We start from the raw sequence: 12,525 nt of genomic DNA on the forward strand, positions 1-12,525 counted from the left end.
CCGGGGCCGACTTGAGTGTGGGTGCCCGCGCGGACGCGCCGGGTCACGCGTTGCCACGCCGTCGACCGGGGGGCGCCGGCGGGGCGGGGATGGTTGAAACGTTAACACCCGGATTGATGGAGGGCCGCGTGGTCGATCCTGGTATGCCAAGCGTGACACGGGACGGCGTGGCGATCGATTACGCCGTCGACGGGGACCCCGACGGACCGACCGTGCTGCTGCTCGAAGGGCTCGGGTATGGGCGGTGGATGTGGCGGTGGCTCGCCGAGGCGTTGGTCGACGACTACGAGGTGCTCCGCCCGGACAACCGCGGCACCGGGGACTCCGACGCCCCTGAGGGCCCGTACACCGTCGCCGAGATGGCGGCCGACGCCGCCGCGGTGCTTGACGACCACGGCGTCGACGCGGCCCACGTCTGCGGCGCGTCGATGGGCGGGATGATCGCGCAAGAGCTGGCGCTCGCCGACGACCGCGTCGCCTCGCTGACGCTGCTTTGTACGTCGCCCGGCGGCGACGACGCGACCCCGACGCCCGAGGAGGTACAGGAGCACATCTTCTCCGCGCCGGAGGACGCGGACCCGCGCGAGCGGATCCGCTACCTGATGGAGCCGGCCGTCTCCGACGGCTTCTACGAGCGCGAGCCGGAGCTGGTCGACCGGATCGTCGACTGGCGGCTCGCGGGCGACGCGACCCCGACCGGCCGCGAGGCGCAGGCGGCCGCGGTGGCGGCGTTCGACGCGAGCGACCGGCTCGGCGACATCTCGGTCCCGGCGCTCGTCCTCCACGGCACGGCTGACCGCGTCCTCCCGGTCGAAAACGCCGATCTGCTCGCGGACCGCCTCCCGCACGCCGAGGTCGAGCTGTTCGACGGCGGGCCGCACCTCTTCTTCATCGAGGAGCGCGAGCGCGTCAACGACCGGATCCGGACCTTCCTCGGCGAGGTCGCCTGAGATGGCGACCGAGAACGATCCGCGGGCGGACGAGCGTCCGGACGGGACCGCCGCCGGGTCCGACGCAGACCCGCGACCGCATCCGCACGGCGACCGTGGGTACGAGTGGGTCGGCGAGCTGTCGGCCCGCCGCGCGCGGCTCTCGCCGGACCGCGTCGCCGTCACCGACACGGCCGCGAACGCCGAGTACACGTACGCGGAGTTAGAGGAGCGCGCCAACCGCACCGCGCGCTTCCTCCGCGACACCGAGGTTGAGCAGGGCGACCGCGTCGCCGTGGTCTCGCGGAACCGCGTCGAACTGGTCGACCTGTTCTTCGCGACCGGGAAGACCGGGGCGGTCCTCGCGCCGCTCTCGCACCGGCTCGCCGAGCGCGACCTCGCCGCGGTGCTGGGCACCGTCGACCCCGAACTGCTCCTCGTCGAGGCGCCGTTCGGCGGCGACGTCATCGACGCGTTGGAGCGGGCCGACGTCGAGCCCGCGGTCCGCTCGATCCCGACCGACGGCGACGACGCCTGGCGCCCGTACACGCGGGACCTGCCCGCGGACGGCTCGCCGGTCGAGACCGCCGACGTCTCGCTCGCGGACCCGCACCTCTTCTTACACACCGGGGGGTCGACCGGGACGCCGAAGGAGACGGTGATCAGCCACGGCGCGATCCGGTGGAACGCGTTCAACACGATCACCGCATGGGGGCTCCGCGAGGACGACGTGACGCCGATGGTGTTCCCGATGTTCCACACCGGCGGCTGGAACGTCCTCACGGTCCCCTTCTTCCAGATGGGCGGGCGCATCCTCCTGAGTCCGGAGGTGGAACCCGGCCGCGTCCTCCGGGACGTCGAGCGCGAGTCGGCGACGACGCTCGTCGCGGTCCCCGCCGTGTTGCGGATGATGGCCCAAGACGACGAGTGGGCGGACACCGACCTCTCCTCGCTCCGGTTCGTGAAGAGCGGCGGCGGCCCCTGCCGCGAGAGCGTCATCGCCGCGTGGCGCGACCGCGGCGTCGAGATCTCGCAGGGATACGGGCTCACCGAGTGCGGGCCGAACAACTTCGCGATGCCCGACGACTTCCCGCCGGAGAAGACCGGCAGCGTCGGCGTCCCGGCGCTCGCGGTCGACGCCCGCGTCGTCGACGATGACGGCCCCGTGCCGGACGGCACGGTCGGCGAACTGGAACTCGCCGGACCGGCCGCGGCCGACCGCTACTGGGAGGAACCCGAGGAGACGGCAGCGACGTTCGGCGACTGGGTGTCGACCGGGGACCTCGCGCGCGTCGACGAGGACGGCTACTACCACATCGAGGGCCGGAAGAAGAACATGTTCGTCTCCGGCGGCGAAAACGTCTACCCGCCCCGCGTCGAGGACGCGCTCACCGACCACCCCGACATCGAGGAGGCGGTCGTAATCGGCGTGCCGAGCGAGCGGTGGGGGACGGTCGGGAAGGCGATCCTCGTCGGCGACGAGTCGCTCGCGCTCGACGACGTGGAGTCGCACCTCGCCTCGCGGGTCGCCCGGTACGCGATCCCCAAGGAGCTGGTGTTCGTCGACGAGATGCCGACCTCGGGCCCCTCGAAGATCGACCGCGCGGCGCTGAAGGAGCGGTTTGGCGAGTAGGCGACAGAGTTCTACAGGAACAACCATTATATACGCGGAAAATAAGGAGGGGGCATGCTCGACGTCACGATGGATATGGAGCAGTTCGACTGCCCGTTCATCGACACCTCCGCCGACCACGACGTCTCCTTCTCTGCGATGCACTGGCAGTTGGACACCGCGGCGGAGCAGCTAGAGACGCGGCTCCTCGTCGAGTCGCCGGACCGCTACGAGCTCGGCGAGGGGCTCTCGGCGCTCCGCGACCACGAGAACATGGCCGAGTACCGGCTGTTCTCGAAGGAGGACGGCACCGCCATCATCCGGACCGTCATCGAGGAGACGAACGCGATGTCGACCATCACGGACCACGGCGGCTACATCACCGGCCCCTTCCTGATCGCCGACGGCTCCGAGCGCTGGCAGGTCGGATTCGACGACGAGGCGACCACGGAGGCGGCGCTCCACGACTTAGAGAAGGGCAACGAGTTCGTCGTCGAGGACCGCTCGGAGCTGTCGATGGAGGCGCTGTTCGACACGATGCGGAACGCGAACGCGGCCTCGACGATGCTGGACGCCTGCCGCGAGTTGACCGACGTCGAGCGCGAGACCATCGAATCCGCGGCCGACGCGGGCTACTTCGAGTCGCCGCGCGAGGCGACGCTGTCGACGCTCGCGGACGAGTTCGACGTCTCGACCGCGGCCGTCTCGAAGAACATGCGCCGCGGCGAGAAGAAGCTGCTCCGCAGCGTCGTCGCCGCGCTCGATCGACTCGAGTAGGAGCGGGCGACCGGGGTCTCGACGCGGCCGTCACCGCGCTGGGCGGCGACAGCGCGCCCTTCGAAAGACACCGTCTCGACGCCGATTTGGGGCGAACTCCGTCGAATCCGCGCGGACTGTTAACATCTTAACTCGGCCCTTCATGGTGGTGTCCGTCCTCGAACAGTGTATGCGAGACGAGCACACACGGCGAGCGTATCTGCGAGGAACCGGCGCCGCGGTCGGCGCGGCTGGACTCACCGGACTGGCCGGCTGTTCCGGCGGGGGAGACGGTGGCGACGGCTCGGACGGGGACGACGGGTCGGACGGGAGCGACGGCGGTGACGGCTCCGACGGCGGCGACGGGGGCGACCTCTCCGGCGAGACGATCCGGATCGGTGCGCTCCAGCCGACCTCCGGTGACCTCCAGTACTACGGGCAGATCAGCCTCCGCGGGTTCTACTCCGGGCTGGCGTACAAACACGACCTGGACCCGATCGAGGAGGCCACACCGGGGACGTACACGGTCGAGCCCGAGGGGGGGCCGACTTACGAGATCATCGTCGAGGACACGGGCTTCAGCCCGGACACGGCACAGAGCGTCGCGACCGACCTCGTGGTCGACGAGGACGTCGACGTGCTGTTCGGGGCGTCCTCGTCGGACAGCGCGCGGCGCGTGATCGACACGGTCGTCGACGAGAGCGAGGTCCCGTTCCTCATCGGCCCCGCCGCCGACGCCGACATCACCGTCAGCGAGGAGTTCTGTCACCCGCTGGCGTTCCGCGCGAGCGAGCACACCGCGATGGACGCGCGCGCCGGGGGGACGTACGTGGCGCAGAACTTCGACATCGACACCGTCGCCATCTTCGCGTCGGACAACGCGTTCGGGCAGGGCGTCGCGAACAACTACACGGAGGTGTTGGAGGCACAGGGCGTCGAGGTCCTCGAACCGCGGTTCGTCGAGGTCGGGTACTCCGAGTTCGACGGCCTCTTCGAACAGGCGATCTCGGACGGCGCGAGCGGCGTCGTCGGGGGGTTCACCGCCGCGACGCTGCCGCAGTTCCTCTCGGCGGCGGTGTCGTACGACATCCAGGTGTTCGGCGGCTTCGCGGCGCTTTTGACGACGCAGCTCATCGGCGGGACGATCGAGTCGGCGCTGGGCGAGGACTTCACGGCGCAGGACATCAAAGACGCCGGGCTCGGCCCGTTCACCACGCGGTACCACTGGAACCAGTACGACAACGAGATCAACGATGCGTTCATCGACATGCACACGGAGGCGTACGGCATCGTGCCGGACCTGTTCAGCTCGGGGACGTTCACGATGGCCTCCGCGCTCTCGCAGGCCGTCGCCGAGTCGGGTTCCACCGACGGCGCCGACATCGCCGACGCGCTGCGCGGCATGACCGTCACGGACACGCCGAAGGGCGCGGACGGGTACACGTTCCAGGAGCACAACAACCAGGCGGCCTCGCAGATGACGGTCGCGTGGCCCGTCCCGACGAGCGACGAGTACGCCGATACCTGGGACGCCTCGATCATGCCCGGCGAGCCGGAGCAGCGCCTCGACGCAGAGGACGTGATGGTCCCCGAAGACGACGCGAGCTGCTCGCTGTAATGCTGTTGGAGACCGAGGGGCTCACGAAGCGCTTCGGCGGGATCACCGCCGTCGACGGCGTCGACTTCGCGCTGGAGGCCGGCGAGCTCTGCTCGATCATCGGCCCGAACGGGGCGGGGAAGACGACGTTCTTCAACCTGCTCACGGGCGTGTTAGAGCCCTCCGACGGACGGATTCGCTTCGACCCGCCGGCCGACGACGGCGCGAGGGCAGAGGCGGGCCCGACAGCGGCGGGCGGGGCCGCCTCGGCCGCGGCGAACGGGACCGGCTCGGCGGTCGACATCACCGCCGCCTCGCCGGATGAAACCGCGCTCGCCGGCATCCACCGGTCCTACCAGATCACGAACCTGTTCCCGACGCTGTCGGTGCTGGAGAACGTCCGTGTGGCGGCGCAAGCCAGCCGCGGAAACGACTCGTGGAAGCTGTGGCGCAACGTGACGGAGTTCGAGGACCACTACGCGGAGGCGACCGCGATCCTCGAACGGATCGGACTGGCAGCGGAGGCGGAGACCGTCACCGAGAACCTGAGCCACGGCGAGAAGCGGAGCCTCGAGATCGGCGTCGCGCTCGCCGGCGACCCTGACCTTCTCCTCCTCGACGAGCCGACCGCCGGGGTGTCGAGCGAGGGCGTCGACGAGGTCGTCGCGCTGATCGAGGACGTCGCGGCGGACCACTCGGTGATGCTCATCGAGCACAACATGGAGGTGGTGATGGACATTTCCGACCGGATCGCCGTCCTCCACCGCGGCGAGCTGATCGCCGACGGGCCGCCCGAGGACGTGCGCGGCGACGAGGCCGTTCAGGAGGCGTACCTCGGCGGGTACGGTCGCGAGGGGTCCGCGGGCGACGGCAGCGCCGTCGGAGGGGACGCCGACGGGGACGCCGACGGGGACGCCGGCGCCGACCGCGACGGCGACGCCGCGGCCGACGGCGGCCGCCGCGCGAGCGTCGGGGGTGACACGCGGTGACGACCCTCGAACTCGACGGCGTCCACACCTACTACGGAGAGAGCCATATCCTCCAGGGGCTCTCCCTGTCGGTCGAGGAGGGCGAGATCGTCGCCCTCGTCGGGCGCAACGGCGTCGGGAAGACGACGACGCTCCGCACCGCGCTCGGCCTGACGCCGCCCCGCGAGGGGACGGTCTGGTTCGACGGAACGGACGTGACGGGGATGGAGCCCCACGAGATCGCCGCCCGCGGGATGGGGTGGGTGCCGGAGGAGCGCCGTGTGTTCTCGCATCTCACGGTCGCGGAGAACCTCCGCGTCGCCGCCCACTCGGCGGCCGATCCCGACGCTCGGATCGCGGAGGCGTACGAGCTGTTCCCGGCGCTCGACCGCTTCGCGGACAAGGAGGCCGGCGATTTAAGCGGCGGCCAACAGCAGATGCTCGCCATCGCCCGCGGCATGGTCGGCGACAACGACCTACTGCTCGTCGACGAGCCGAGCGAGGGGCTCGCGCCGCAGATCGTCGAGGACGTCGTCGAGGCCCTTCGCGCGGCCTCCGCTGACACCACGATGGTCCTCGTCGAGCAGAACTTCCGGCTGGCGATGGATCTGGCCGACCGGTTCTACCTCGTCGACCACGGCGTCGTCGTGGAGGCGGGCGAGACGGCCGGCGTCACGAGCGAGGACGAGCGAATCCGGAGGTACCTGACGGCATGAGCCTCGCACCGCTCGTCGCCGTCGTCTCGCAGGTCGCCCCGCTCGTCGACCCGGGCGCGCTCCTCGCGACCGGGGGCGCGGTCGAGGGGATTCAGACCGCGGCCCGCGTGCTCGCCGAGGGGATCGGCAAGGGCGCGGTGTACTTCACCATCGCCGTCGGGCTGACGCTCGTCTTCGGGCTGATGGGCGTGCTCAACTTCGCGCACGGCGCGGTCGCGATGGTCGGCGCGTACCTCGGCGGCCTCGTGCTGGTCCTCGTCGTCGGCGCGAACACCGGGACGATCGCGACGATACTCGTCTTCTTCGTCGCGCTGGCGCTCGTGTTCGCGGTCACCACCGCCGCCGGCAGCGCGATGGAAGTGGCGCTGATCCGTCCGATCTACGACCGCACGCCCACCTACCAGATCCTGTTGACGTTCGGCGTCTCGCTCATCATCGAGGAGGTCGCCCGGATCGTCTTGACGCTCCGCGGGATCCAGCCGGACCCGCAGTGGCAGGCGCCGATGGCCACGGCCCCGGACGTGTTGTTGGGTCGGACCGAGCTGCTCGGGATCGGCGTCAGGCGGCTCTACCTCTTCGAGGTCGCGATCGGCGCGGTCGTCGCGGTCGCGGTGTGGGCCTTCCTGACGAAGACGCTGTACGGGCTCTACATCCGCGCCGGCAGCGAGGACACCGAGATGGTCCAGGCGCTCGGCATCGACGTGCGGCAGGCGTTCACCGTCGTGTTCGGCGTCGGCACCGGTCTCGCCGCGGTCGGCGGCGTGCTGCTGATGTGGGACCCGATCTGGGGCCCGAGCGTCCTGTTGAGCATCGACGTGCTGCTGTACGCGTTCGTCGTCGTCATCATCGGCGGGCTCGGGAGCTTCACCGGGACGCTCGTCGCGGCCGGCATCGTCGGGATCGCGGACTCGGTGACGACGTGGCTGTTCACCACCGGGATCGTCACCTTCCCCGGCCTCTCCGAGGTGACCATCTTCCTCCTGCTCGTGGTGATGCTCATCATCCGCCCGCAGGGGCTCTACGGCGTCGAGGAGGTGGGGGGCCATTAGCGACCCCGACCGTCCGGCCGACGCGGACGCCCCTGTCGACGCGGACGCTCCGGCGGAGGAGGACGTCCCCGTCGACGAAGACGCGCCGGTCGACGAGAAGGATCCGCTCCCGCCGTCGAGCGCGACCGGCGGCCTCCGCGAGCACCTGCGGGACCACGTCGTTCACGCGGCCGTGATCGTCGGCTTCCTCCTGTACCCGCTCGTCTACGAGGCGCTGCTGGCGACGCCGGCCGCCCCGTTCGCGGAGGCGTTCCTCCCCGCGATCACGTTCATGGTTGTGGTGCTGTACATGGGGCTGTTCGCGATGAGTTTTGACTTCGTCAGCGGCTACACCGGCTACCTCTCGTTCGGTCACGCGGCGTTCTTCGGCACGGGCGCGTACTTCGTCGTCCTCGCCGCGAACGGGCAGGTGCCGGGGGTCCCCGGTGGGACGCCGTTCATGATCACCCTGCTGCTGGGGGCAACGCTGGCCGGCCTGCTCGCGCTCGTCATCGGGTCGGTGTCGTTCCGGCTCACGGGCGTCTACTTCGCGATGATCACGCTCGGATTCGCGCAGGTGATCTACGAGCTGATCCGCTCGTGGGGGTACGTCTCGACGAACCCGACCGAGGGCGCGACGGTGAGCGGCGACGCGCTCGCCATCGGCGTCCCCTACGTCGACGCATTGAGCCTCGACGTGGGCCGGCTCACGGGCGAGAGCGTCGAGAACCTGCTCGGGCTCGGGATCGACCTGTCGGCGACGGTGGTCTCGTACTACGCGCTCGGGGTCGTCGTGGTCGGCTGCTACTTCGCGATGCAGCGGATCATCCACTCGCCGTTCGGGCGCGTGATGATCGCGATCCGCGAAAACGAGGAGCGAGCGCGCGCCGTCGGCTACCCGACCTACCGGTTCAAGCTGGCCGCATTCGCCATCAGCGGCTTCTTCGGGGCGATCGCGGGCGGGATCTTCGCCGCCTACTCGCGGTCGGTCGCCCCCGACGGAACGTTCTACTTCCTCGTCACCGCCGACGCGCTGATCACGACGATCGTGGGCGGGTTCGGCACCCTCGCGGGGCCGATCTACGGGACCCTGTTCAATCAGGGGTTAGAGGACGTCCTCTCCACCGAGAGCGGCGGGATCGCGACGCTGCTGCGCGAGGGGCTTCCGCCGAGCGTCCTCGAAGCCGACCTCTTCGGGGTCAGCTTAGAGCTGTTCGTCAACACCGCGGTCGACGGGCGCGCCCCGCTGTACCTCGGGATCATCTTCGTGCTGTTCGTGCTGTTCGTCCCGAACGGCATCCTCGGGACGCTGCGCGACCGGCTCGGCGGCACCGTCGGGAAGCGGCTCCCGTACCACCTGCGGCGCTACCGCCGGTAGCGTCGCGGGCCCGCCGCGCCGTTGCGGCGGACGCGGAACGACAACACCCTGCGATTCGGATACACGACACATGACCGACACCACGCGACACGACGAATCGGACAGCGACCGACGCAACGAGTGGCACAGCGGCCGACCCGGAGGCGACCGATGACCGTCGGTATCACCGGCGTCGGGACATACGTCCCGGACGAGACGATCACGGGCGAGGCCATCGCGGCCGAAAGCGGGATCCCCGAGGGCGTCGTCGTCGAGAAGATGGGCGTCCGTGAGAAGCACGTCTGCCCGCCCGACGGCGACCACGCGACCGACATGTCGGTGAAAGCGGCCGAGGCCGCGCTCGCGGATGCGGCCGTCGACCCGACGGACCTCGACGTCGTCCTCTATCATGGCTCGGAGTACAAAGACCACGTCGTCTGGTCGGCGGCGGCCGCGATAACCGACCGGCTAGGGGCGACGAACGCGTACGCGACCGAGAGCTACACGCTCTGTGCGGGCGCGCCGATCGCGCTCCGGCAGGTGACCGCGCAGCTGGAGACCGAGCCGATCGATACCGCGCTGCTCGTCGCCGCCAGCCGCGAGGAGGACCTCGTCGACTACGGCAACGAGGACAGCTCGTTCATGTTCAACTTCGGCAGCGGCGCGAGCGCGTTCGTCGTCGAGGCGGCGGACGGGGGCGAAGCCGGCGACGGCGACGGGAGCGAAGCCGGCGACGGCGACCCCTTCGACGGCCGAGCGCGGGCGACCGTTCGGGCCAGCGCGGCCGAGACGGACGGCTCGTTCGCCGACGACGTGGTGATGCCCGCGGGCGGGTCGAAGCGCCCGCCGAGCGAGGAGACGGTCCGCGAGCGGCTCCACACCCTCGACGTCCCGGACCCGGAGGGGATGAAGGAACGCTTGGGTCCGGTGTCGCTGCCCGCGTACCTCTCCGTCGCCGACACCGCCTTGGAGCGGTCCGGATTCAAGCGCGACGACCTCGATTTCGTCGCGCTTACGCACATGAAGCGGTCGTTCCACGAGCGCGTGCTCGACGAATTCGGCCTCGACCCCGCGAGCGACGGCTACTACCTCGACGAGTTCGGCCACGTCCAGAGCGTCGACCAGGCGCTCGCGGTGGAGCGCGGCGTCGAGACGGGCCGTCTCGAACCGGGCGACCTCGTGTGCCTGCTCGCGGCCGGAACGGGGTACACGTGGTCCGCGACCGTTATACGCTGGCGAGGCTGACCGCTTATAAATGGTCGCTGGCGAATTGACGGCGAACACCGCCAAAGCCCCAGCCGCTCACTTATAAATAATTGGCCGGAAATCGACGGATGACATCGCCAAAGCCCCAGCTGCTCACTTATAAATGTCCGACAGTCGATCGGCAGAGACCACCTCCAAAGCCCCAGCCGCGAGGCGGGCGCACGCTTGCTGCGCTTCTCGTCGCTCGTTTCACTCGCTCCTGCGGTGCTTACGTCGCCTGCGCCCGCCTCGCGGCTGCCCCTTTGAGTCCCACCCCGCACGGCACCGCACCTCACACCTCCCCAGCCTCGCCGCTCGCTCCCTCCGGTCGCTCGCGGCGTCCCTCGCGCGTGCTGACTCGCGGCCGCCGGTGGCGGCCGCTCGCAGGCACGCGCCACCGCCTTGACTCGTCGCTTGTTTATATACTGTATCGGCCGGGTGTGTGGCTTCGTCAGTCAGTCGTCGGTTCCGTGCGGAACGGACAACACTGTCGCCTCGCCCGAGAGGACGCGCTCGTCGCGCTCGGGGACGGTCGCGGTCGTCTCGGCCTTGAGGCGGTCGCCGCCGAGGTCCTCGGTGACGCGGACGGTCGCCTCAACCGTCTCGCCCGGGTAGACCGGGTTCTCGAACGTGAGGTCCTGCGAGAGATAGACGATGTCGCCGGAGAGCCGCGCGAGCGCTCCGGAGACGACCGCGGCCGAGAGGATTCCGTGGGCGACGCGGCCGCCGAACATCGTCTCGGCGGCGTACTCGTCGTCGAGGTGGATCGGGTTCTCGTCGCCCGAGAGCGACGCGAACGTCTCGATCGTCTCCTCGGTGATCGGTACCTCGTGGGACGCCGTCTCGCCGACCGTCGCGACTGGCATACCGATCGGTCGCGCTGTCGGGGCCTCAACCCCGTGGTTCAGCCTCGAACCCCGTTTCTTTCTCGGGGACGAGCCCCCCGAATCAGTCGTCCGCCGGCGCGTCGACCACGTCGACGTCGGTGGGGTTCGCGCCGCCGTACTTTTCGACAAGCTCGTCCAACCGCTCGGGGTCGTCGGCGTGCGCGAGCGGCTCCTCAGCGGTCACGCAGTCGGCGTCGACGCCGAGCCGCTCGCAGACCCGGTCGGCGGTCGTCTCGGCCATCTGCCGGTAGGTAGTCAGCTTCCCGCCCACGACGCTGTAGAGGCCAGCCGCGCCGTCGCGCTCGTGTTCGAGCAGCGTGAAGCCGCGCGAGATGCCGCGGCGGTCCTGTCCCGTCTCGTCCGGCGCGTACAGCGGGCGAACGCCCCACCAGGTCCGGACGGTCGGCGCGTCCGCGACCGCCGGGAGCATCGCGGCGCACTCCTCGATAGAGCGCTCGACCTCCCAGTCGGCGCGCTCGTAGTCGTCCGGGTCCGAGACGGGAACGCTCGTCGTCCCCAACACGACCTCGCCGTCGTGGGGCACGACGATGTCGCCGTCGTCCGGGTCGCGACACCGGTTCAACACCGGGCCGAGCCCCTCGTGTTCCACGGAGACCATAACGCCGCGGCTCGGCGCCATGCCGACCTCGACGCCGGCCATCTCGGCGATCGCGTCGGCCCACGCACCGGTGGCGTTGACGACTACGTCGGGCGTCAGCGTCGCGTCGACCGCGCCGCCGACGCTGACGGACTCGACCGCGCCATCGCGCACCGTCACGTCCTCGACGGGCGCGTGCGGGTGGACGGTCGCACCGCGGCGCTCGGCGTCGGCCGCGTTGGCGGCGACCAGCCGCGACGGGTAGATGACGCCGTCCGGGACCCGGAACGCCGCCTCGACGTCGTCCGCGAGCCCCGGGGCAGCCTCGCGGGCGGCGTCGCCGTCGAGCCGCTCGGTCGGGATGCCGACCGCCTCGCAGGCAGCGACCTTCTCCTCGAAGTAGTCGGGGTCGTCGCCGGCGAGCCGGACGAAGAGCCCGTCGGTCTCGCGGACGCAGGCCCCGGCTATCTCGCGGAGCGTCCGGTTCTCCGCGATACATTCGCGGGCCCCCTCGGCGTCCGCCTCCGCGTACCGCGCTCCGCTGTGGAGGAGGCCGTGCGAGCGCCCGGAGGTCCCGCTCCCGAGGCCGCCGCGGTCGACGAGGGTCGCGTCGACGCCGCGGGCGGCGAGGTCTCGGGCGATTCCCGTTCCCGTCGCTCCCCCGCCGATCACGAGAACGGTCGGATCGGCGCTCACGCGGCGGTCACCACGGTTCGGGTGCGGTCACGGTCCACCGCGAGACGCCGTCTGCTCGGGCTGTTATCGCGCATGTTATCAGTACGCATCCCGGACACTTGAGACTGCCGTCGCCCCCAGTGGAAACCGGTTTCAA

At 70.3% G+C, this 12,525-nt stretch carries 11 protein-coding genes; 9 read left to right on the forward strand and 2 right to left on the reverse strand.

All coding sequences use genetic code 11. From position 1 onward, the window contains the following. Positions 1-143: 143 nt before the first annotated feature. The 9 genes from F3H13_RS07560 to F3H13_RS07600 all read left to right on the forward strand — a co-directional run bounded on the left by F3H13_RS07560 (position 144) and on the right by F3H13_RS07600 (position 10,208). The gene (locus F3H13_RS07560; protein WP_188128021.1) at positions 144-950 is read left to right on the forward strand and encodes an alpha/beta fold hydrolase; all 807 of its coding nucleotides are present in this window, start codon (positions 144-146) and stop codon (positions 948-950) included. 1 nt (position 951) lies between these two features. Beyond that, a complete protein-coding gene (locus F3H13_RS07565) occupies positions 952-2,562 on the forward strand; it encodes an AMP-binding protein (protein ID WP_149798434.1) in 1,611 nt (536 codons plus the stop codon). 54 nt (positions 2,563-2,616) lie between these two features. Further along, entirely contained in the window at positions 2,617-3,318 is a 702-nt protein-coding gene (locus F3H13_RS07570) for a helix-turn-helix domain-containing protein (protein ID WP_149798435.1), read from the forward strand. 169 nt (positions 3,319-3,487) lie between these two features. Then, on the forward strand, positions 3,488-4,915 hold the full coding sequence (locus F3H13_RS07575; RefSeq protein WP_149798436.1) for an ABC transporter substrate-binding protein: 1,428 nt from the start codon (positions 3,488-3,490) through the stop codon (positions 4,913-4,915). Beyond that, positions 4,915-5,883, forward strand: coding sequence for an ABC transporter ATP-binding protein (locus tag F3H13_RS07580; RefSeq protein WP_149798437.1), 969 nt, complete (start codon positions 4,915-4,917; stop codon positions 5,881-5,883). Before F3H13_RS07575 ends, F3H13_RS07580 begins: the two co-directional genes overlap by 1 nt. Continuing rightward, the gene (locus tag F3H13_RS07585; protein ID WP_149798438.1) at positions 5,880-6,578 is read left to right on the forward strand and encodes an ABC transporter ATP-binding protein; all 699 of its coding nucleotides are present in this window, start codon (positions 5,880-5,882) and stop codon (positions 6,576-6,578) included. Before F3H13_RS07580 ends, F3H13_RS07585 begins: the two co-directional genes overlap by 4 nt. After that, a complete protein-coding gene (locus F3H13_RS07590; protein WP_149798439.1) occupies positions 6,575-7,627 on the forward strand; it encodes a branched-chain amino acid ABC transporter permease in 1,053 nt (350 codons plus the stop codon). Before F3H13_RS07585 ends, F3H13_RS07590 begins: the two co-directional genes overlap by 4 nt. A gap of 172 nt (positions 7,628-7,799) precedes the next feature. Then, a complete protein-coding gene (locus F3H13_RS07595) occupies positions 7,800-8,984 on the forward strand; it encodes a branched-chain amino acid ABC transporter permease (protein ID WP_149798440.1) in 1,185 nt (394 codons plus the stop codon). Between the two features lie 150 nt (positions 8,985-9,134). After that, positions 9,135-10,208 (forward strand): 3-oxoacyl-[acyl-carrier-protein] synthase III C-terminal domain-containing protein, encoded by a 1,074-nt coding sequence (locus F3H13_RS07600; RefSeq protein WP_149798441.1) that lies wholly within the window; start codon positions 9,135-9,137, stop codon positions 10,206-10,208. 455 nt (positions 10,209-10,663) lie between these two features. Here F3H13_RS07600 and F3H13_RS07605 read toward each other — a convergent pair whose 3' ends face one another. Together F3H13_RS07605 and F3H13_RS07610 are read right to left on the reverse strand one after the other, a co-directional pair. Continuing rightward, complete coding sequence (locus tag F3H13_RS07605; RefSeq protein WP_149798442.1) at positions 10,664-11,074, reverse strand: MaoC family dehydratase; 411 nt, start codon at positions 11,072-11,074, stop codon at positions 10,664-10,666. 82 nt (positions 11,075-11,156) lie between these two features. Then, on the reverse strand, positions 11,157-12,389 hold the full coding sequence (locus F3H13_RS07610; protein ID WP_149798443.1) for an FAD-dependent oxidoreductase: 1,233 nt from the start codon (positions 12,387-12,389) through the stop codon (positions 11,157-11,159). Positions 12,390-12,525: the final 136 nt, after the last annotated feature.

It is taken from the genome of Halorubrum xinjiangense, assembly GCF_900102375.1.
GTDB classification, from domain to species: domain Archaea; phylum Halobacteriota; class Halobacteria; order Halobacteriales; family Haloferacaceae; genus Halorubrum; species Halorubrum xinjiangense.

Coding starts and splice junctions, on each gene's coding strand:
- F3H13_RS07560 (WP_188128021.1), top strand. CDS start 144: ATGCCAAGCGTGACACGGGACGGCGTGGCGATCGATTACGCCGTCGAC.
- F3H13_RS07565 (WP_149798434.1), top strand. CDS start 952: ATGGCGACCGAGAACGATCCGCGGGCGGACGAGCGTCCGGACGGGACC.
- F3H13_RS07570 (WP_149798435.1), top strand. CDS start 2,617: ATGCTCGACGTCACGATGGATATGGAGCAGTTCGACTGCCCGTTCATC.
- F3H13_RS07575 (WP_149798436.1), top strand. CDS start 3,488: ATGCGAGACGAGCACACACGGCGAGCGTATCTGCGAGGAACCGGCGCC.
- F3H13_RS07580 (WP_149798437.1), top strand. CDS start 4,915: ATGCTGTTGGAGACCGAGGGGCTCACGAAGCGCTTCGGCGGGATCACC.
- F3H13_RS07590 (WP_149798439.1), top strand. CDS start 6,575: ATGAGCCTCGCACCGCTCGTCGCCGTCGTCTCGCAGGTCGCCCCGCTC.
- F3H13_RS07600 (WP_149798441.1), top strand. CDS start 9,135: ATGACCGTCGGTATCACCGGCGTCGGGACATACGTCCCGGACGAGACG.
- F3H13_RS07605 (WP_149798442.1), bottom strand. CDS start 11,074: ATGCCAGTCGCGACGGTCGGCGAGACGGCGTCCCACGAGGTACCGATC.